Raw genomic sequence first — 21463 nt, 5'->3', positions numbered from 1 at the left:
AGGAGACCTGCTTGTTATAACACCAGGTGAACGTAAAGCAGTTTGTTAGATATACATAAGGAGATGATACTTTATGCCTCAATGGCATCCGCATCGTGAACAAAAAAATTTACCTGATGAATTTCCTGTTAATCCACTTTTTTCTCGACAAGGAGAAGTGACGATTCCAAGGCTGCGTATCAGTGATCAAGGTATGCTTCCAGAAACAGCTTATCAAATCATCCATGATGAAATTGCTTTAGACGGAAATGCCCGTTTAAATTTAGCTACGTTTGTTACTACGTGGATGGAGCCTGATGCAAAGCGTTTGTACGGAGAGTCTTTTGATAAAAATATGATTGATAAAGATGAGTATCCGCAGACAGCGGCTATTGAAGAGAGATGCGTACGAATTTTAGCGGACCTTTGGAATTCACCTAATCCTGATACAACGATGGGCGTTTCTACTACAGGCTCATCTGAAGCGTGTATGCTTGGCGGACTAGCGTTAAAAAGACGCTGGCAAAAACTGCGTAAAAGTAAAGGGCTATCAACGGACCGGCCGAACATTGTATTTAGTTCATCCGTTCAAGTGGTGTGGGAGAAGTTCGCAAACTATTGGGACGTAGAGCCTCGTTATGTGAACATTAATGCAGATCATCCTTATTTAGATCCAGAAGGCGTCATTAATGCGGTTGACGAAAATACAATTGGCGTCGTACCGATTCTTGGAGTGACGTATACAGGAGTTTACGAACCAATTGCTGCTATCGCAAAAGTATTAGATGAGTTACAGGAAAAAACAGGGTTGGATATTCCTATTCATGTAGATGCCGCTTCTGGAGGTTTTATCGCTCCATTTCTTCAACCAGACCTTATCTGGGATTTCCGCTTGCCTCGAGTAAAGTCCATTAACGTGTCAGGACACAAGTATGGTTTAGTTTATCCTGGCTTGGGATGGGTGATTTGGAGAGAAAAAGAGGACTTGCCTGAAGATCTTATTTTCCGCGTTTCTTATTTAGGAGGCAACATGCCAACTTTCGCGCTCAACTTCTCTAGACCAGGAGCACAAGTTCTTTTACAGTACTACAATTTCTTGCGTTTAGGTAAAGACGGCTATTATGCTGTGCAAAAAACCTCTCAAGAAAACGCGCTGTTTCTCAGCAAAGAAATTGGAGAAATGGAAGCATTCGAAATTCTTGCTGATGGTTCAGATATCCCGGTTCTTGCTTGGAAACTGAAAGAAGGATATACGCCAAACTGGACGCTTTATGATTTGTCTAGACAACTGCGTACGTATGGATGGCAAGTTCCTGCTTATCCGCTGCCTGCAGACATGGAAGAAATAACAATCATGCGCATTGTCGTTAGAAATGGATTTTCAAGGGACCTTGCTCATTTATTTATGGTTAATTTCAAACAAGCTGTTGAATTTCTTAACTCGTTGGATAGACCTGTTCTTAAAGACACGAAATACGACAATGGATTTCATCATTAACTCTGTTACGAAAACACAAAACCGTGTTATAAAAAATTGCATGGCTTTGTGTTTTTTTATGCATAAAAAGATATTTTTTTCAAAAAATTCCATAAACAACACAAGAAAACATTCTTATATTTTCTTAATTTTGGTATAATAACCCCTAAGGTTTTTATAGTTCTTTAGGATTACTTAAAACCTAAAAAAAGATAAAAAAAGGGGATAATAGCCTATGAAAATGTTAAAAGTTGCTTTTGGTATTCCACTGTTAGCTATATTGCTAGCAGCCTGTAGCGATGTGACCAGTGAAACTGTATCGTAAAAAGAAGAGCCTACAGAGAAATCAACAGCGGTTCATACGAAAGAAAATGGCAATAAAACGGCTGTAAAAGAATCATCGCCGAATACATTACAAACAAAAGCATCCACAATTAAAAAAGCAGTTAATTCTAAAGAAGCTGATCGCGATTACTTATTAAACGTAATGAATGGTTATCAGTATATCCAAGTAGGTGACAATCAGTATATTTACTATGGCATTAATCAAGAGCAAAATGTTTTTTGTATGATGGAAGTTAATTTTGACGCCAGTGGTGATTATGTAGAAAACATCAATTTTGTTGATAATGCTTCAGAAGAACAAATTGCTTTGCTTCAAAACCAAATACAAGAACAACAAAAGCAATTATCAGACCTTGAACAGCAGCAAATGGAAAAGGAATTAGATGATTACTATGCGCAGCTAGAAGAAGACCGACAAAAAGAAGAAGAGGCGCAGGCCAAAGCTGATGCAGAAGCTTCGGCTCAGGCAGAAGCAGATCGCAAAGCGGAGAAAGAACGTTTAGCAGAAGAAGAGAAGAAGAAACAGGAGGAAGAGGAAGCTCAGGCAAAATCGGATGAGGAAGAAGCTGAGGCTGAAGCTTTTTTAGAAGATGAGGCGCAAACAGAATCGGAATCAGAGCAAGAAGAAGATACAGAAGCCCTTGAGGAAGAGGAACCAGCCGAACAAACAGGTTCCCAAGAGCAAGCTATCCAGCTAGTTCGTGATCAGCAAGGCATATCTGAAGATTCACCTCTCCTTGTAGCATATGATCACGTTGACGATTCAGGAAACTATATTATCCATGTTTATGAAAATGTTGTGGATAATGAAGAAACAGGAGAAGAACATACAGCTACACAAGGTTGGTATCAAGTAAGTCCTAGTGATGGGGCAATTACTGATGTTACGGTAGACGGTTACTAATAAAATAAGCTGTTAATTAAACATAAAAAGAGCGATACAAAACCTCAAAAGCAGCTATTATACTTTTGAGGTTTTAATTCCTGTTATAGTTCATTTCACTTTTGTAAAGAGAAAGTGCATTATAAAACTAAACATCAAAATTTAATGCATCAAGTACAAGTATTAAGGGCAGCAGTGGTCAGCCAGTGTATGAAAGTGAGCCTAATAATGATTTCAAAATAGTAGATACACTGCTAAACGAGAGAGTAACATTTGGGCAATTCGAAGATACTCTTGATATAGATTTTTATAAGGTGAACGTATCTGGAAAAGGTGCTTTACTAGTAACGGTTGGAACAGATACTACTTCCAATATCGATTTACTATTTTTAGCAATTGAATATCAAGATCATGGTTATTTAGAATACTTAGGTTCTGAATATGATGATTCCGTTCTTGAGAGTTTATGGAATGAAGGGGATAAGGAAAGAGCTAAATTATGTACCAAAGAGAACGGATTTTCATCCTCTCTTTAAAGAAAGCTGGTTTAAAGGATATAGAGTGCTTTCATCTAAAATGATAATTTTCGATGAGTATTCGAGATGTTCATTATAACAAAGCAGCAAATTATGATAAAAATCCACTAAAAGACCGACATAAAAACTATTTTCCTCCGAAAACAAACCAGAGCGATTGATAAGAATATTTTCGTATTTTTTAACGATTCTTTGAGTTCTCTTTATAATTTTTACCGCATCTTTCATTTTATACATTTCATTTAATTCTTCCGCAAATATGTGGAGGTCTTTTTGTATTGCCTTTCTAAGCACTGCATTCATTTCTTTAATGTTCTGCGGTACTTCTTCCAGAATAAATTGCTTTATCATAATGAAATCAGACTGCACTGGTTCGTTCAAAAAGCTTAGGTATATACGAAGAGTGTTATACGCATCATACATCGGATTGTGCTTTTTACCCTCAAACTGCAAATTATATAAAGCTAACCCATTTTCTACTGATACGTTATTTTTAGAAACACGCTTTGTAAAAATTGCTTGAAAATCAACATAACGCTGTTCTATTTTCTTTATAGTAGCAAGAGAGATTTCGTGCTTTACCGCATCTATTTTTAAACGAGATAAATCGCTGGTAGACCAAGAGAAAAAACGGGATTTTTTAATTCCACCAATCCAGGTTAAAAAGTCTTCAAAAACATTTTTAAAATTACTTGCACCGACTAAATCAGTATCTTTAATGCCGGTTAACTCTGTGCAAAAGCGGCTTAAGGACACCCGTTTTGTAGGTTGAATATAACGGTCAAAAAACTCAATGTCTTCTGTCTCGATATTATACTTCACCGCGCCGAGCCGAATTGCTTCCATATCTTCAAACGGCATTCCTTTGTTTGAACACAGCATTTCAAAATCAAAAAAGATAAATTGTTTTACATCTGCCATATTCTATGCTCCTCTCTCTAACAGGTTATTATAAGGGAAGAGCGGCGAAAGAGGAAGAACCAATAAATTCCAAACGTTGAGAATAACAATGAATTATTTCAAAAGGCTAGGGGGCGCTTATCAGCTTCTAGGTAGCGGAAAAGTTTTTGAAGCTCTTCGAGGGACATATAAACAGGAAGCTTTTTGTCTGATTTTGGCGCTTGGATGTCAGCAGTGAAGTCTGACTTCATATAATTTTCTTCTAAACGATATTGACTAAGTAGCTTGATATACGGCGTTGTAACGTTCTAGGCTTAACTCGATGATTAATTACTTAATTCTGCACAAAACGACGTACACTTAAAAAGGTCATCCAAATCAAGTGAGTGATTATTTTCTTATAGGAAGTCTTGATAAAGCCATAAAGCAAACGAGTAACCAAGACAACGCAATAGGTGATATGTATTCCAAAGATCTAAGAGCAAGGGAGACCTCAATGATTTTATTTCTTTTCCTAGTTTACATAATATATATTCTAGGAACCAATAGATAAAACGTGAATTCTGTCTCGTTTAAAAAGTATACTTATGATAGTGAGACGGAATTCAAAAATGAGATAGGGTTTGTGTTTATATGATTTAACTCACTAAACTAATTATCAGCAATATTTGTTCAATTAGAACAAATGCGGATATGATTTTATAGAATGCATATTGATTTCACCAGATTGTTTTTAAGTTTGATCAGTTCGATTTATATTTATAGATTTTGAAAAATAAATGAGTTTACTTGTAGGATTTAGATTTTATACTCATTTATTTTTTCTCATCGTATTCTCAATAAACTCTTTGCAAATTGATAAAATCTGTTTGTGTGTAATCTTTTAAGGATTTATTTTCTACAGAACGTATATTTTTCATTCAGTACATATATTTGCATTAAATGGATTTTTATTCATTTACAAAAGTTAAAACCTCGTATTTCCTGTAATAAAATACATAAAATAGTATTTTTATTCTGTCTGATACCTTATTATAATCACTAAAAACCCCTTTCTTATCAGCTTTTTAGTGATTTTAGTTGTAGTTTCCTTTTTCATCGGGTATAATATTAAACAAATAGATGACGGTATAAATTGGATGTTATTATCCAGTTTTAAAGGAGCGATACTCATGAACATTACAATTTATTATGGAAATCATGAAGATAAAACAATTCATACAATGGATTGTCACGTAGATATCGATTTAGATGATGAAGATATGGTAGCTTTAACAGAAGCTCGTTAATGAATATATAAAAGGCTGTGGATGCTTTTCATCTGCAGCCTTTTATTTTTTTGCTCTCCCCCTCTCCTCTTTAACTTCTACTAACCGCTACGTTTTACAAATCTTAGTTACTTTTATTATAAAATTTCAAATTCTCCGTTAACTTTTCTTTACTTTTCGACACATTTTTTGTATCATTAGATAAGAACGTATGTTCGTTTTATTTTTATCGTATTGATGATCACAAGGAGTGTTTTTGAATGACGGTACGAAAAAGAAAAAGAAAGAAGCTCCCTCCTACCCTATCCAATACAGGCTTTATTGGAGCAACGTTTGCTGATACAGATGAATTAGCACGCAATGAATATCACTTTCCTCGTAAGCAAATGAAAATTACCCATCATGTCTTAGATGCCTTGCTTCAAGGGGCAACGCACTTATTTCAACAGCATAAAGTTGAAGCCGCTATCTCATGCGTGTATCTTCCTAAGTACAAGAAGATTGGTTTAGTCCTTTCTAAACAGCCTTTTGGCCGCGATGAAGGTATTGGGTATTTTATTAATTACTTAAAGGAAATCGGACATATTGAGTGGGATGAAAAAACGAAAGACTACGAAATACATAATACGAGCTTTATCGGCGTGGTATTTGCAGATCTAGAAAAAATTGCTAAGTTCACCTTCGACTTTGAGCTGGAATTGCTGTCGAAGTTCGTTAAAGACTTGATTATTCCTGCTAAAGAGCTTTTCTTGCAGCATAATGTAAAAGCGTATCTCTCAGGCGTTGAAAATGAAGATCAGCATAAAGTAGGGTTTGTTTTATCGATCAAGCCTTATGATGAACGCAAGGAAGCAGACTTATATTTTGTGGAGTATTTAAAAGAACGTGGTTTATACGAAGAGGACGAGTCTGAAGAAGAGCTAGTACCTATTCATACAAAATGGAGCTTATTTAAATAACATACGTTATACCCGCTGTCTTAATAAGGTAAGCGGGTCTTTTTTTGCTTTTTGCTAAAACCCAAAACAAATTAGTAGCAAGTACTAATAGTTAGTAATATAATAATAGTAATGATAAAAAATCATTGATATCTATAATATAAGGAGTCGTTTTTATGATTCAACTAAAAGATTTAGTTCCAAGTGAACATTACAATTTAACAGAAGAAATTGAAAAACATGCATCCGATCAGCTTGCGTTAAAGTGGCAGAACGCTGACGGTGCGCGTGAGGAAATTACATATAACCAGCTGTTAGCAAAAGCCAATAAAGTGGCAAACGGGTTAACAGAGCTAGGATTAACAAAAGGCGATCATGTTTTAGTTATTGCACCTCGCCTTATTGAATCGTACGCTATTTACTTAGCATGCTTAAAAGCAGGTATTATTGTAATTCCTTCTTCAGAACTATTACGCGCAAAAGATATCCAATATCGTTTACATCACGCTGAAGCAAAAGCGATTATTTCTTACCATCCTTTCTGCAATGAGATCGATAAGATTGAAAACTTCCCTACTTCTCTACAACATAAAATTACGTTTGGTGCTGATGTTACGTCATGGACGCGCTTAGAGTCACTTACGGTTGATGCATCAGAACAGTTCCAAGCAGCTAAAACAACTAAGGATGATACGGCATTCCTTCCTTATACATCTGGTACAACAGGACAGCCAAAAGGCGTTGTTCATACTCATGGATGGGCTTATGCTCACCTTCGTATCGCAGCTGCTGAATGGTTAGATATTAAAAAAGGCGATACGGTCTGGGCAACAGCAGGTCCTGGTTGGCAGAAATGGATTTGGACTCCGTTTTTATCTGTGCTTGGACAAGGTGCAACAGGCATTATCTATAACGGACGTTTTGAACCTAAAAAGTTTTTAGAAATTTTACAGGATGAAAAAGTAAACGTACTATGCTGTACGCCAACAGAGTACCGCTTTATGGCTAAAATTGATGAGCTGGAACGTTTTGACCTATCTCACCTTCATAGCGCTGTATCTGCCGGAGAGCCGCTAAATGAAGAAGTGATTAATGTGTTTAAAAAATATTTTAATATCCAAGTACGTGATGGATACGGTCAAACGGAAAATACCCTTTTGATTGGTACCTTAAAAGGTGTAAAAACGAAGATTGGTTCAATGGGTAAACCGATGCTTGAAGGGTTTGTAGAAATCATTAATGAAGATGGCGAACCTTGTAAGCCTGGAGAAGTTGGAGACATTGCCGTTCGTAGAGACCTCCCTTCTCTTTTCAAGCACTACTATAAAGACATGGAGCGCACTGAGAAAACATATAAAGGAAACTACTATTTAACAGGTGACCGCGCTTCTAAAGATGGAGAGAACTATTACTGGTTCCAAGGACGCGGAGATGATATTATTATCAGTTCCGGCTATACAATTGGACCATTTGAAGTTGAAGATGCGTTAATTAAGCATCCAGCGGTGAAAGAATGTGCCGTTGTAGCTAGCCCAGATGCTGATCGCGGCCATGTTGTAAAAGCGTATGTTGTTCTTGTTGATCATGTAAAAACAACAGATGCAGGGTTTATTAAAGAGCTGCAAAATCACGTAAAAACTCTTACTGCACCTTATAAGTATCCTCGTGTAATTGAATTTATTGATGAATTGCCAAAAACTAATTCAGGTAAAATTCGACGTGTGGAACTTCGTGAACGGGAGCAACAACAAGCATAATAAATAAAAAAAGACGTATCCTAACAGATACGTCTTTTTTTATTAGATGGAACGCTGTGAAGTACGAACATCTACCGTTAAAACACCGGTATTTACATTTGCGTATGCTTTAATGATGACAGGATAATCTTTGTTGTTTGTGAACTTAAAATCAGGTCCTCCCCACGATACGGTTGCATCTCTTCCAGCAGGTACATAACCTACATGTTTTGAATGGTGAGACCTAGCTGTCACTTGAAGACCAGCGCCGTCAATAGCATTAAATAGCGTAGAAGATGTTTGGCAGATCCCTCCGCCAATTCCCATCACCAGCTGTTTATTGATGATTTCAGGAGCAGGCTGGTAGCCTCTTTCTGCTGTGCGCTCCCCAACTGTTTGATTATAAGAAAATGAATCTCCAGGACCTAATACAACGTTGTTAATCGCTTCTGCGGATAGCTGAACATTTCTGTTTCGACTTGTATCACTTGGACGAAAACGTGTAGAATACGAAGCCAACGATACATCAGCGATCCCTTGAGCAGATGCTGCCGTTACATTTGGAGCGGTTTCGTAAATCGGAACCTTCACATCCAATTGTTTCGTATTTAAGTTCTGCAGATTTTTAACAAGCTCTGCTTCTTTTAAAATAATTTGTTTGGACCCGCCGGTTAACGATCCATTTGCATCCATTTTTATGTTTTGCATAGGCGTGTCGATCCCTTTTGCCAGTTCAGACGCTAATTGCTTAATTTCTTGGTCGTATATGTCTTTATCCTTGTAATGAACCGGCTTGAATTCTTTCATTACTTGTCCTGTACGGGAATCTTTCAACTGATACGTCAGGTCTTCGACTTTAAGGACTGGTTTTTTCTTTTTCTCAGTCTTTTTTTCTGCTTTTTTCGCTGCTTGTTTTTGTTCTATCGCGGCTGTTTGCTTTGCAGAATGATTGGTATACATGCTGTACGCAATAAACGCACTAACAATTGTCGCGCCAAGCAAAAGCGCCCCTAAGACTTTCTTCATGTAATTGAATCCCCCCATATCTCGGCTTTACCTCAATATGTTTTTTCTATAAAAATATGTATACATTCATTTTATACAAACATCTTATAAAAGACGATCTGCCAAAGTGAATAATCACCATTTTTTATATTTTTTTCTTTGTTCAACACATGAGGTAAAGCGGAATGATGTTCATAGACCCCATTTTTTCTTATGAACTCAATAGAAAACAAATGTTGTATGCGTTTCCTGTTATTACTATTCTTATATATAATAGCACGAAAACAAGGATTTTTTAACGAATTATGGTAATTATTTTAAAATTTTTCTGACAATTTCCGCGGTGTTGTTCATTTTTCTATGGGCATTATACATGGTATAATGGTAAAAATGGAATTTGTTTTATGAGGAGGATTTACGCTTGACTGAACGTTATAGCAAAGAAGAGATTAGTCATCAGCTAGAAAGTATAGATCATGTAAAAGAAGCTCTTTTAAAATATAAAAACACCGTAATCGGTGAGAAATATGATTTGCTTCCCTACCATTTAACTTCAACAAAAGAGGCAATCTTAAAGACCATTCACGATAAAAAAAGCTGTATTGTTAGCGATATCACAAAAGTACTTGGACTCTCACCTGGGGCTATCACCATTGTATTAAATCAATTAGAAGATGATGAGCTTGTGAATCGTATTTATAAAAAGCAAAACCGCCGAAGCGTGTGGGTGGAGTTGACGGAAAAAGGCGAAAAAGTTGTCGAAATATTGCAAGCTACTCGTGTCGATTTTTGGTCAGATTTACTTTCACACTTATCAGAAGAAGAAAGAGATCAATACTTTCACATTATGAAAAAAATATCTCAAAAATTACAGCAATAAATATAAAAAAGCGGCTATAAAGGCCGCTTTTTTATTATGCGTGTGCTAAGGCTTGTTTTTTCACTTCGTTTTTCAACACTTTTCCTACGCTGTTTTTAGGAAGTGATGAAACAAATACAACAGTTGGCACTTTATATGGTGCTAATCGTTCTTTACAGAAGTTCACTACATCTTCTTCAGTTAAAGCAGAGGCTTTTTGTTTAACAACAAATGCATATGGAACTTCGCCGTACACATCATCAGGCATGCCGACAACTGTCGCTTCTAACACCCCATCTGCTGCTAGGACAACTTCTTCTACTTGATCTGGGTAGATGTTGTCTCCTCCATATACAATTACATCTTTATAGCGTCCTTCAATGTAAAGAAATCCGTCCTCATCTAATCGACCTGCATCGCCCATCGCTAACCAGCCATCTTGTAAGACAGCGTTTGTTGCTTCTTCGTTTTGCCAGTAGCCTTTGAAAAGATAAGGGCTTCGTACGAGTACTTCACCTTTTTCTCCAGTTGGTACTTCTTGACGTGTATCCGGATCTACAATTTTAACTTCCACATGTGGAGCAGGTTTTCCAGCAGAGCTTACTTTCTTCCATCCCATTTGAGGATGCCATGAACTGATAATCCAAGCTTCTGTGCTTCCGTACCCTTGAGCTAAAATCATTCCGTTACGATCATATTGTTCAATTAAAGACTCTGATACTCTTGTTCCGCCTGACACAGCAAGTTTTAGAGGGAAATCATAGTGATCTCCTTTTTCAAGCTCTTCTACAATGTATTTTAATGCAGGTGGTAGTGCAAACAGCATTTTAATGTTTTCTTTTTCAATTACCTCAATTACTTTAGCTGGATCTGTTTCTTCAGAACATACCATTGTGTTTCCTGTGTTAATGCACATAAATAAAATGCTCATCGAACTCATGTGGAAGAATGGATGAACAAACAAATAGCGCATGTTTTTATCAATATTTGCACGTTTTTCCTGTCCGCCAGAATTTAAAAAGGCACTTACCGATCCGTGTGCAATCATACATCCTTTTGACTTACCTGTTGTACCTGATGTGAACATCATCAATGCTAGATCTTCAGGAAGCACTTCAGGAAGTGCTTCTGGTGTGTTTGTGTTATACGCTGAGAATTGAGTTGTAAATTCTTTTGCATCCTCAATTTTTAACGTAAAACTAAGTCCCTCCGTTTGTTCCGCTTTTTCTAATACAGACGTAAATTCATTGTGGTGGATAATCGCTTTTAACTGTCCGCTCGTAATAATGCTATCAAGCTCATAAGGCGTCATGCTCTTACTTAATGGAACAACGACTGCTCCCACTTGTAAAATCCCCATTGTAACGACTGGGTAAGCAATGCTTGTACGAGCTAAAACACCTATACGATCTCCTTTTTGAATTCCTTTCTCTAAGAAGTAATGAGACAATTGATTTACTTTTTCATGAAATTCATTAAATGTATAACGTTCATTATGTTCAACTAGTGCTTCATGTTGAGGAGAAATCTCTGCACGTTCTGCGACTAAGTATTGTAATGTGTTCATTTTATCCTCTCCTTTGTCCGCTCGGACTAAATATTTCGTTTATGAATATTTTAATGACTAAAACATAATAACAAAAAATTTTTCCGAAGTAAAAGTTTAAAATTATCAAAATGTGTTTATATAGGTTGTATCGGGAAATGTTAAAAGAGATACTGTTTTTAAGAAGTGTTGTATTACCAAGGGTTTGAGAAAATTTTACAAAATTTAAATAGTTCAGACACTGGGTTTAACGAACTATTTTTTTCCTTTTTTTGTTTGTAAATTAGTTTTTATTTCTTGTTTTTCATTTTTTTAATATATTTTCTTACTTTCCCCTTATTCACCGGATTTTGAGCTCATTTATTGAATGAAAAGAGTGAATATGAAACAATTATATATAAGCATTTGGATTTGAAAGGAGCAAATTTAGACATGAAAGTTCTTGTAATTGGTGCGAATGGTCAAGTAGGCAAACATATTATAAACATTTTGAATGAAAGTGATGTGCACACTGTACGTGCGATGGTTCGTAAAGAAGAACAAGCAAAAGAACTTGAGGCAAGAGGTATCGAAACGGCTTTTGCAAGCTTAGAAGGCACTGTACATGAAATTAAGGAAGTGATGAAAGGCTGTGACGCCGTTATCTTTAGCGCAGGATCAGGCGGAAATACAGGCCATGATAAGACACTTTTAATTGATTTAGACGGTGCGGTAAAAGCGATGGAAGCTGCAGAAGATTTAGGTATTAAACGATTTGTCATGGTAAGCGCACTTCAAGCACATCACCGTGAAAACTGGAATACTTCACTAATTCCTTACTATGTAGCCAAACATTACGCAGATAAAATCTTAGAAGCAAGCGGATTAACATATACAATTGTTCGACCAGGCGGATTGTTAAACAAACCAGGAACAGGACGTGTAGATGCTGGGGAGAACAAAGAGCGCGGATCCATTCCTCGCGAAGATGTAGCGCGTGTGGTAGTGGAAACGCTAAGTGAAGATCATACATTCGGACGTTCTTTTGATTTAGTTTCAGGCGATACGCCTATCGCAGAGGCTATTCAATCTATTTAATATAAAAAAAGCAGCGAATACGGATTCGCTGCTTTTTATTTATCATTTAATACATGTACTAAATGATAAATCACTTTTGCTGTCAGTCCCCATATGACTCGATCTTCATAGTAATAAAAATGTTCTTCCATCTCTCTTGTTTGCCAATTATAATTTTCACCACCAATAATCGCGTCATAAGGAAAATTATGTTCGGGTTCTACTCTGAAATGGATATTGTGTATATCAGGTTCGGTACGCTGAAAAAAAGAAAGAGGCACGGTAAATATTTCTGCTACTTCCGAAGGATTCGGTCGAAGTTCAAGCAACTCATCAATAAAACCTACATAAGGATAAATGATTGTTCCGAATTGAGAAACAATATAATCTAAAGCTTGTACTTGCTGAATAAATTCAGGCGTAATCCCTAGCTCCTCGGATGTTTCACGGATAGCCGTTTCTTTTTCGTCTGCATCCGTCTTCTCGACACGCCCTCCTGGAAAACAAATTTCTCCGGGCTGTCTTCGTAAATCGAGCGCTCTTACCTCAAATAAAACATGCAGTTCCCCTTGTTTTTCAATAAGCGGAACAAGAATACCGAAGCGAGAAAACTGCTCCATCCCAAGAATTGTCGGTATCCGATTTTCTAACTTAGCTATAATACGGGATGCATCCATAGGTCCACTTCCTTTCACAAAATGAATTATCAAAAGAATAGCGAGTTATAAGCTACGATGTCAACTAACCTGCAAAAGAAAGCTGTTATCTTTAGTATATGAAGAAATCCATTCAATTGACACTACAATTGATAAAAATATATAACATGAATATAAATAAAAACAGATAGCATCGGCTACCTGTCTTTCTGTTTTGTTTTTAACAACCCATAAATAAGTAAAAAGAATGCAACCACACTGATAAGCAATCCTCCTACTTGCTTATCAGTGAGTCCAAAACGAAGCTGAAGCCAAAAGATAACCAAGCAAATCAAAATGACGCTGGTAGCTAAATAAAAGTAAATGCTGTAGAAAAACGGATTCGTTCTTTTCCGTTTGTAGACAAGTAGTGAGATGCCTATATACGTACCCAATAGTGTGAGTAATACAACAACTTCCGTGAATGTTCTCACCGCATTCTCCCCTCTCCTTTTTTCTTCTATACCCCGTTTCTTCTTTCATCAAAAGGAAGTTTGACTAAGGTATTTACAAAAAAAGCGCTCTTATGCCATAAGGGGGTTTCTATATATCAAGAGCAAAGGTAATGACCGCTTCACAAGCTAACTCGCTATCTACAAATGCTTTTCCTTTTCCTCTTACAATCTTTCCACGCTGCTTCAGAACCTCAAATTCTAAACGCAGTGTATCTCCTGGCCTTACTTGACGCTTAAAACGACATTCGTCTATCCCTGCTAAAAAAGCAAGTCTTCCTTTTTGTTGTTCATCCGCAGCCATGGCAAATCCACCGAGCTGAGCAAGAGCTTCGACAATAAGTACCCCTGGCATTACCATATAGTCGGGAAAGTGGCCTTTGAAAAAAGGTTCATTTGCTGTTACTTGTTTAATCCCTATCGCAAGCTTTCCTTCTTCTTGCTCTAAGATGCGGTCAACAAGTAAAAAAGGATAGCGGTGTTGAATGGTATGTTTTATTTGTTTTATATCTTTCATATGTATCGCTCCTTTTTCTTATAGTAAGGGGTCCTTGCCGTCAAATGCAGGAAACGTATCTGGATGAAGGAGCGGCGCGAGTTTTTTTAACCCTAACAGCAACCTAGGTGAAGGACGACAATACAGCCATTCTTCTAGTACGTATACGCGATGTTCTTTTATGGCAGACATGTCAGACCAGTTCGGTCTCTTGTGTAAAATCTTTGGATTCACTTTGTTTGTCTGTACGCCCACCCAAGCCAAACACACATGAAGTGGATTTCGTTTGAGCACTTCTTCCCAATCACTCTGTACATTTGCTTCTTTATGATCAGCAAATATATTTTCTCCTCCCGCTAACTCACTAATTTCAGTCAGCCAGTTTGCTTTGCCAGGAGTAAAGACAGGTTTTGGCCACCATTCCCAGTATACAGTGGCTTTTTCGTCAATTTGATTTGCAATCTCTTTATATGTAGAAAGAAACTGATCATAACGCTTTAACAGTTCAGCTGCTTTTGTTTCAATGTTTAATCGCTGACCTAAATCCTGTAGATTTTGACGGATATCTTTTAGCGAATTAGGATTATATACGATATAAGGAAGCTTTCGTTTTTTTAGTTCTTCAATATTTCGCTCCATTCCAGGAACGCTTAGTGATGTTAGGACTAAATCGGGTTTAGCTTCTTCCACCGCATCCATATTAATAGATAAATCGGGACCTAAACGCGGCAGACCTTGAATAGACTGCGGCCAATCGGAATAATCATCAATTGCTACGAGCAAATGCTCACATTTTAAATACGCTATTAGTTCTGTATTGCTTGGACAAAGCGAAACAATTCGCATAGTTCCCCTCCTGCATTCATTTCTTTTTTTCTATTATACAATAGATCCAAATATAAAAAGCAGAGACTTTCACTGAAGTCCCTGCTTGTGGTGCTCTCTCTTATCCGCCCATTGCGCGATAAAAGAAGTAAAAGAAACCTAAACAGCCAAGTGAACTAATGCTTGTAGTTAAAATGCCGATTGAAAGCAACACCTGTCCGTCTTTTTTTTGTTTGTATCGCAGCATATAATAAAAAGCTAAACAGGTGCCAAGAAGTAAATAAATAGCCCATATGTAAGGTAGATTCTTTAGCTGAAAGATGTATCCTTGATTAAATAATAAACAGTAAATAAAAAAAGATTTACGATAAAAAATATAGGAAGTACACTTTTCTTCATCTATTAAACCCTCTTCTATTCTTTATTTTCTGCTATAGTTGCTCTGTTTTGATTTCTCAGTTCATCCCGTATTTCACGTAAATATTGATTTCTCTCTTTCATTCGCTTTAACACTATAATGATAACAGCTATAATACCAGCAATGATTCCTATATAAAGAACTCCAAACACTAAGATAGGTACTACACCCCAAAGCTCCATCTCATCCCCCCTATTTTCTGGTTATTACCTTATTTTACCGTATTTTGTAAAGTTGTCACGTCTTTTATCCATGAAAAAGGGAGTTTGAATATACATTCAAACTCCCTAAAGAGATAATAAAAAATAATATTTATTATAGCGCTTTGCTTTTGACACTCGCTCCCGTTCCGAAAAACTTATCAAAAATTTGATAAAGAGCAGACAGGCCAACCAACCAATAAATCGTTGTTACTAACCAATCCCAAGAGCCAAATAGCTCTTCTACTACATTCACGCCTAATGCTACAGCTAACCAATTTAAACCGCCTAAAATCACAAGAAGAGTCGTTAAACCTGAAAGAAATTTCACGTTGTCACCTCCTTGCGAACTGCATTAGGAAAAGCAGCTCATGTTACATCTTATGCGCTGTATAGATCAGTATATGCATAGGCGCTATGTAAAATAGTTATAAAGAATATGTGATTTATTCTTTTTTATTTCCTTATTCTGCTGCAGCTTTCCCAATTTTCTTAATCGTTTCTACATGCATCGCTTCATGGTAGAAGCTGAATAAAAACGTTTCGCCAACTGTTGTAAAGTTAATACCCGCTTTATTTGTAAAAGGTGTGATTAACTGCTTATCAAACTGCCCGGGCATGAACTCTTTAATACGCTGTGCTTGGTCTTTCAACACATTCGCAATTTCTTCAAGAGAAGGAGCAGCCTCCGTCCAATCGGCAGGTTTTGTTCCTGCGCCAAAAAAGCTTTCATAACTCTCTGGCGTTTGCATCGGTTCACCAGCTAAGCCAAACACAAGCTTTTCTTGAATAAAGGCAATGTGTCCAAGATTCCAGCGGATATTGTTATTGAATCCTTTTGGTGTGATGTCCGCTGCCTCTTCTGTTGTTTTTTCGAGGATACTAATCGTAATTCCTCTTACAACGTCCATATGTTTTAAAATCATGTTTTCCATCGTCTAATCTCTCCTTACGTTGTCGTATTAGATAAACTATTCAATGTCTATTGTGCACAAATTAACCCTCAAATGCCACTCATAACATTTAAACCTTAAAATAAAAGAAAATTCAAAAGAAACATCCCCCTATATAAAAACTAGGGGGATGTTTTAAGCAGAAGACTTCAAATTTGAGACAGGTCCTTTGTTTGGCTTCGGTTTTAGCTGACCAAGCTTATTTTTCAGATAATCTTTTAATGCGCCGCGTTTTCTCTTGCGTCTTTTATCACGATTTTTAATGGGAATCTCCTCCTTTCCTTTTAGTTTTAAGACCTGTGTATTAAATGGATTCTTCTTTTATACATAAAATCCTTTTGAATTCTCAAATTTACCTTCATGTAATTCTTTCCTTTTTACACAAAAAGACCAAAGTATCAAAACTTTGATCAATCAAGCTACATACGTAATCGACCCAATAGTGGAAATAATAGCGCTGTTTCTGTCGTACCAAACAACAGGTTCGTATCTAACTGCAAAATAACTGAGGTGAGCCGTGTGCAGCCTGACAATTTCATCTGACAGATAAGCTGATTGCTTTGCATCGTCTTTTCTCTTTAAATTTAACACTTCAATAATTCTTTCTCGCGTCGTGATTCCAATTCCATGACCAAAATATAGAGTTTCATCTAATACAATAGTGTTTTCACCTTTCCACTGGGGAGTATCAGGGTTATAATCAGGGTTTTTAAAATACGCACAGTCTCCGGGCAAGTAGTCAGATCCTTTATAACCATGGAGCTCAAGATCTTCATCGTATTGCCAATCGTGTAAGTAAAGATCAGCAAAAAGCCTGTTAAAGTTTGCTTTGCCAATATTATTTAATACAGCTTTGTAAAAGATGATGATAACAGCCGTCGCGCACTCAAACGCGTATTCGTGTCCGTTGTAAAAAATATCATCGATGGCCTGATGAGGAGAAACGGTAGGCAGTAGCTGAAACCCTCCATTATCGGTTCGTTTCCAATACTTTTCGTTACACCTAGAACGTGCAAATGTAGCAAACTTAGCGCCGCTTTTGCGCAGCAGTACAGATGATTCAATAATTTGTAATTTAACAGATACATCAAAATCAAGCTGGTCAAATGTAGCATACTCATACACTTCCCTATAGGCATCCATCTGTTTTAAAATGTCTGCTTTTTCTTTCGTTAACGAACTATTATTTAGATCACTTATTTTCACAATTTGGTGGTTAACTTTAATCATAGACGTTCTCTCCTTTACAGAAAATGATATCAATCACTTTCTCTAACAGGATATTGATAAAAAATTTTTTTGTGTATCTTCATTTATTTAAAATCGTGAAGATTAGAAAAAACGATGAAAGAAAGTAATTTAACCAGTAAACTTTTTCTTTGTTCCTTTTTGTCCTTTTGTAGCCTTTTTAAATATAAAGCGAGCAACTAACAAGTACAGTGGTAACACAATAATGACGGCAATAACATTTAAAATCCAAGGTATTGTCCCCATAAAAATGTTTGAAGATGCTTTATCATACCAGCTCACAATCAGTAGTAAAAAGACCACACTGGATATAAAAGTACATATATATCCCTTCTTATAGTTTGTACTTTTCACAGCAACAACAAAGCCAATCACCAATGAAATGCCTGCTGCAATTAAGACAAAAATCAAAAATAAGTTTGCTACCTTTTGAACGTCCATTTCTTCCCTCTTTCCTATAAAATTTTCACTCCAGAATCTTCGTTACCTCACCTATAAAAAAAGTAAATTTAAGTACTTTAAATTCCCTAAAACAATTAACGCCTTTTTCTAGATACAATTTCTACAGTTAAAATTAAAGTCATACCTACACCATATAGCGCTATAAAAGTATAAAGTGATTTTATGTAGCCAGCTAGATAAAGCGTAGCGCTCATTATTAATAAAAGTCCTTTCTTTTTAAATTACACCTAACTAAATTTTATAATAATTACACTTTTTTTGTAAATTTCAGGTATCTGCCACCTGATTAATCTTTCTAGTTAAAATAATTTATAAAAAAAGTGCTTGGATATTTAAATACACAAGCACTTTTTGTTAATCCCCCCAAAAACTCCAAAAACTTTATAGGAGGGATACGTTTTTAGAGCTAGGGGAGGTTTACTAAACGCGTAATCTTCTTCGATTTTCATATTAACAAATTATCACATTTTTATTTTACTTGTTTTTCTAAATATGTTTTAATTATACACTAGTAACATCTTAATTTGATGCGTAAGAACTCTACCAGTTAAACTTGCTTATTTCTGTAACTACGCCCTTATAATTAAGAGAAAGGAAAATGCTAATGGCCTTCGTTAAAAAAATAAACATCTCGTCCGAAGCTAAATCAATGGGTATAGACTTCTATGTACCTTTTTTAATTATTTTAATTGCCATACTTTATACGTGCTTTTCCCCTGATCTAGAAAGTCTTCAATACATATCAAGAATAATAGAATTTGTTGTATGTCCCATAGCCGCTTGGTGGTCCGTATACTTATTTTTAAATCACTCTGTTGATAAAGATAAAACAGCTGAGTTAACACCTAACTCCTCGCCATCCATTTTGTCTTACGGCCTTATTAGAGTGACATCTTTCTTTCTTATTTTTCTAGCGGCATTTTTTGCATTACTAATTTCTATTACATTAAGGTACCCTTATCCTTACATATCATTATTTAATTTAACTATTATTTATGCTCCTCAAACTGTGTTGTACTGTTACTTAGGATTTTTCCTTATGGTATTGTCACGAAACATTGCTATTCCGCTATTTATTTTATTAACATATATAGCGGTCAAGTATTGGACGACTAGGGACATTCCGATATATAACGTAATGTCATTCTCTATAGATATGCAGTTGTATCCAAGGATTATCCTGTTAGCTGTAAAGAATATTTCATTAGCTCTTGCTTTAGCAGTTGCAGGACATTTCATTTTGGTCAGACGAAAGAAGATATAAATATTAGTTTATACTAAAAAAGCTGAGCTCCTATTTACACTAGACCTCAGCTTTTTTATTTCTTGAATAGGCTCAATTACAACATCGAAAGACTTAAAAAACATTAATTTATTTGCTCAACATATCAAACTTCGATTCTATTGTTTTTGCTATGCTTATTCATTATCCGTGAAAACACCTGTAAGAAGAATGGAGATGGTCGTAGAAAAATGATATACCTAGATCCTTGCCGTCCTCCCAACCTCTAGTGGCCTCTATAACCGAATGCATATTTTCCATCATTGTCACTTTATATATTGTGTTAGAAGAAGTGTATTTCGTATAAGTTTTTAAAGCCTCTTCTCCATTTAGTTTGTCTACATCTTTTTCAAGGTTATTGATACTTATTTCTAACTCGTCATTATTCATTCTATTAACCTTTGCAGTACTGTTAACGGACGCAGATAACAAATTAAAATCATTTTTATAACTTTGAAACGTTTTTTCTATGTCCTCATCTTTATTAATAAGACGATCACATTCATTTTTGGAGAAACGTTAACCCTATTTTTATTTCTTTTTGGGCTTCTTCTTGTTTTGTACTTTTGCTAATTGATTCTTTTGAGGTACATCCCATTAGACTAAAAGCAACAGTTAGAACAGCTGCTGCTATCTTCCTTACATTCTTCATTGTGAAACTCTATTTCTTTGTTGTTTAACTTTTACATATTGAACAACTATTGAACAACTATATCACACAAATGGATTATTTTAACTATTTATATTAAGATTAAAATTAAAGAAATTAATAAAATGGGGGTTTATATGAAAAAGTTATATTCTGCATTACTCGCGCCTCTACTGTCGGCAAGTATACTAACAGGTTGTTCAGAAATGAACGTAAACGGTAAAAAAGACGGAGAATTTTATTCGAGTGAAGATGAAGCTTTTGAAAATGCAAAAAAAGAGTCTACAGGAATACAAGATGTTATCGGTGAAAGCAAGTATGTAGATAACGAAAAGATTGTTATCTATACAATTAAAGAAAAATCACATGTAGGTGTAGGAACAGCTACATTAACTCAAAAGGATCAAAAAATCCGTTGGTATTTTAATGGAAATCCAGCTATTATCAAACAATCAAAGGGAAATACAGATATCACTAGTGAAATAACGACTCCAAAAGGTGTAAAGTACGATTTTTATGCCGGTACCCCAACAAAATCAAATATGACAATTGAAACCCGTACCGATACTGAAGTAGTCCCTCATATTGATAAAGAATATGATATTTATTACTACCTCTCCCCTGTCCCAAGAAATTAAGCAGCAATTTTTTATTTTTTACTAGTCGCAACTAAGGGGGACATTATATATAAAAGTGTTTATAAAATTATCTCTGTTTACGTTTATTATCGTTGGGTTATCAGGGTGTATAGGCGAGGAATATGACTTCTCTCCCCCTACGATTACATTATCGGCCAGTGATGTTGTGGATGTTGAACTGAAAGAAACTAATGTAGATTGGCGCGGAGAAGAAGGAAAACAGTACAGAAAGGAAACAAATACAAGGAATGGTATAAATGGAGCTAAAAAGCAGCAACAGCTAGCTGTAGCCCCTGAAACACAAGGAAATTTAAGGTTTGATAGCGAAGATTTTCTTGTTAATGACATTAGTTCTTATATAATAAGCTCTAGTAATGCGAAGCAAGATATTAGAATAAACGAACAAGATAGAACTTTTACGTTCCCAAGGAAAAAAGGGAATTATGTTTATGTGCTAGAACTTCAAACTGATAGAGGGTATGCCCAATATGTAGGGAACGTTGTTGTTAAATAAATAACATAGAAATTAATAAACCCCAACCTCTACAAAGAGATTGGGGTTTATTAATATTATAGTATTCTACTATATCTACATGAGAAGTCACTTATTATCATTA

The 21463-nt window shown here is 35.9% G+C and carries 23 protein-coding genes; 10 read left to right on the top strand and 13 right to left on the bottom strand.

All coding sequences use genetic code 11. From position 1 onward, the window contains the following. The first annotated feature begins 73 nt into the window (after positions 1-73). The 3 genes from AC0C45_RS21695 (at position 74) to AC0C45_RS21685 (ending at position 3220) form a co-directional block, all read left to right on the top strand. Positions 74-1477, top strand: a complete 1404-nt coding sequence (locus AC0C45_RS21695; RefSeq protein ID WP_237894076.1) for a glutamate decarboxylase — start codon at positions 74-76, stop codon at positions 1475-1477. A gap of 547 nt (positions 1478-2024) precedes the next feature. Continuing rightward, a complete protein-coding gene (locus AC0C45_RS21690) occupies positions 2025-2705 on the top strand; it encodes a hypothetical protein (protein WP_237894075.1) in 681 nt (226 codons plus the stop codon). 185 nt (positions 2706-2890) lie between these two features. Further along, positions 2891-3220, top strand: a complete 330-nt coding sequence (locus tag AC0C45_RS21685) for a hypothetical protein (RefSeq protein ID WP_034651898.1) — start codon at positions 2891-2893, stop codon at positions 3218-3220. Here AC0C45_RS21685 and AC0C45_RS21680 read toward each other — a convergent pair. After that, entirely contained in the window at positions 3206-4141 is a 936-nt protein-coding gene (locus tag AC0C45_RS21680; protein WP_095379748.1) for a 3'-5' exonuclease, read from the bottom strand. The genes AC0C45_RS21685 and AC0C45_RS21680 overlap by 15 nt on opposite strands. Before the next feature lie 1507 nt (positions 4142-5648). On the opposite strand from AC0C45_RS21680, the gene AC0C45_RS21675 reads away from it, so the two are divergent. Both AC0C45_RS21675 and mbcS read left to right on the top strand, forming a co-directional pair. Beyond that, a complete protein-coding gene (locus tag AC0C45_RS21675; RefSeq protein ID WP_014459981.1) occupies positions 5649-6347 on the top strand; it encodes a hypothetical protein in 699 nt (232 codons plus the stop codon). A gap of 155 nt (positions 6348-6502) precedes the next feature. Continuing rightward, a complete protein-coding gene (gene mbcS / locus AC0C45_RS21670; RefSeq protein ID WP_237894073.1) occupies positions 6503-8083 on the top strand; it encodes an acyl-CoA synthetase MbcS in 1581 nt (526 codons plus the stop codon). A 42-nt stretch (positions 8084-8125) separates the two neighbouring features. Here mbcS and AC0C45_RS21665 read toward each other — a convergent pair whose 3' ends face one another. Further along, on the bottom strand, positions 8126-9088 hold the full coding sequence (locus tag AC0C45_RS21665) for a VanW family protein (protein WP_013083270.1): 963 nt from the start codon (positions 9086-9088) through the stop codon (positions 8126-8128). Between the two features lie 400 nt (positions 9089-9488). Here AC0C45_RS21665 and AC0C45_RS21660 point away from each other — a divergent pair, with 400 nt between their 5' ends. Continuing rightward, entirely contained in the window at positions 9489-9947 is a 459-nt protein-coding gene (locus tag AC0C45_RS21660; RefSeq protein WP_013057155.1) for a MarR family winged helix-turn-helix transcriptional regulator, read from the top strand. A 34-nt stretch (positions 9948-9981) separates the two neighbouring features. Here AC0C45_RS21660 and AC0C45_RS21655 read toward each other — a convergent pair whose 3' ends face one another. After that, the gene (locus AC0C45_RS21655) at positions 9982-11493 is read right to left on the bottom strand and encodes a class I adenylate-forming enzyme family protein (RefSeq protein WP_237894072.1); all 1512 of its coding nucleotides are present in this window, start codon (positions 11491-11493) and stop codon (positions 9982-9984) included. Between the two features lie 411 nt (positions 11494-11904). Here AC0C45_RS21655 and AC0C45_RS21650 point away from each other — a divergent pair, with 411 nt between their 5' ends. Further along, complete coding sequence (locus AC0C45_RS21650; protein WP_047932437.1) at positions 11905-12549, top strand: SDR family oxidoreductase; 645 nt, start codon at positions 11905-11907, stop codon at positions 12547-12549. Between the two features lie 35 nt (positions 12550-12584). Here AC0C45_RS21650 and AC0C45_RS21645 read toward each other — a convergent pair whose 3' ends face one another. The 9 genes from AC0C45_RS21645 to AC0C45_RS21605 all read right to left on the bottom strand — a co-directional run bounded on the left by AC0C45_RS21645 (position 12585) and on the right by AC0C45_RS21605 (position 18256). Beyond that, a complete protein-coding gene (locus AC0C45_RS21645; RefSeq protein WP_472928770.1) occupies positions 12585-13205 on the bottom strand; it encodes an NUDIX hydrolase in 621 nt (206 codons plus the stop codon). Positions 13206-13381: 176 nt separating this feature from the next. Next, a complete protein-coding gene (locus AC0C45_RS21640; protein ID WP_047932440.1) occupies positions 13382-13657 on the bottom strand; it encodes a hypothetical protein in 276 nt (91 codons plus the stop codon). A gap of 109 nt (positions 13658-13766) precedes the next feature. After that, positions 13767-14192 carry a 3-hydroxyacyl-ACP dehydratase FabZ gene (gene fabZ, locus AC0C45_RS21635; protein ID WP_237894071.1) on the bottom strand — a complete coding sequence of 142 codons (426 nt, stop codon included), beginning with the start codon at positions 14190-14192 and terminating at the stop codon, positions 13767-13769. A gap of 18 nt (positions 14193-14210) precedes the next feature. Beyond that, complete coding sequence (locus AC0C45_RS21630; protein WP_472928768.1) at positions 14211-15017, bottom strand: cobalamin-binding protein; 807 nt, start codon at positions 15015-15017, stop codon at positions 14211-14213. 393 nt (positions 15018-15410) lie between these two features. Next, the gene (locus tag AC0C45_RS21625) at positions 15411-15596 is read right to left on the bottom strand and encodes a hypothetical protein (RefSeq protein WP_237894069.1); all 186 of its coding nucleotides are present in this window, start codon (positions 15594-15596) and stop codon (positions 15411-15413) included. Positions 15597-15729: 133 nt separating this feature from the next. Continuing rightward, a complete protein-coding gene (locus tag AC0C45_RS21620; protein ID WP_013057146.1) occupies positions 15730-15945 on the bottom strand; it encodes a DUF378 domain-containing protein in 216 nt (71 codons plus the stop codon). 133 nt (positions 15946-16078) lie between these two features. Continuing rightward, positions 16079-16549 carry a DinB family protein gene (locus AC0C45_RS21615; RefSeq protein WP_128820634.1) on the bottom strand — a complete coding sequence of 157 codons (471 nt, stop codon included), beginning with the start codon at positions 16547-16549 and terminating at the stop codon, positions 16079-16081. A gap of 432 nt (positions 16550-16981) precedes the next feature. After that, positions 16982-17797 carry a protein-glutamine gamma-glutamyltransferase gene (locus AC0C45_RS21610; protein WP_034651922.1) on the bottom strand — a complete coding sequence of 272 codons (816 nt, stop codon included), beginning with the start codon at positions 17795-17797 and terminating at the stop codon, positions 16982-16984. A gap of 129 nt (positions 17798-17926) precedes the next feature. Further along, a complete protein-coding gene (locus AC0C45_RS21605; RefSeq protein WP_047932445.1) occupies positions 17927-18256 on the bottom strand; it encodes a hypothetical protein in 330 nt (109 codons plus the stop codon). A 625-nt stretch (positions 18257-18881) separates the two neighbouring features. Between AC0C45_RS21605 and AC0C45_RS21600 the strand changes: the two genes are divergently transcribed. Next, positions 18882-19541, top strand: a complete 660-nt coding sequence (locus AC0C45_RS21600; protein ID WP_237894068.1) for a hypothetical protein — start codon at positions 18882-18884, stop codon at positions 19539-19541. A 520-nt stretch (positions 19542-20061) separates the two neighbouring features. Here the strand turns inward: AC0C45_RS21600 and AC0C45_RS21595 are convergent. Further along, complete coding sequence (locus AC0C45_RS21595; RefSeq protein ID WP_233335118.1) at positions 20062-20211, bottom strand: hypothetical protein; 150 nt, start codon at positions 20209-20211, stop codon at positions 20062-20064. Positions 20212-20345: 134 nt separating this feature from the next. On the opposite strand from AC0C45_RS21595, the gene AC0C45_RS21590 reads away from it, so the two are divergent. Together AC0C45_RS21590 and AC0C45_RS21585 are read left to right on the top strand one after the other, a co-directional pair. Continuing rightward, positions 20346-20846, top strand: a complete 501-nt coding sequence (locus AC0C45_RS21590; protein ID WP_047932447.1) for a hypothetical protein — start codon at positions 20346-20348, stop codon at positions 20844-20846. Between the two features lie 55 nt (positions 20847-20901). After that, a complete protein-coding gene (locus AC0C45_RS21585) occupies positions 20902-21360 on the top strand; it encodes a hypothetical protein (protein ID WP_237894067.1) in 459 nt (152 codons plus the stop codon). Positions 21361-21463 lie beyond the last annotated feature (103 nt).

It is taken from the genome of Priestia sp. VA7 (assembly GCF_055710015.1).
This window is presented reverse-complemented; position numbering and strand designations above follow the sequence as displayed.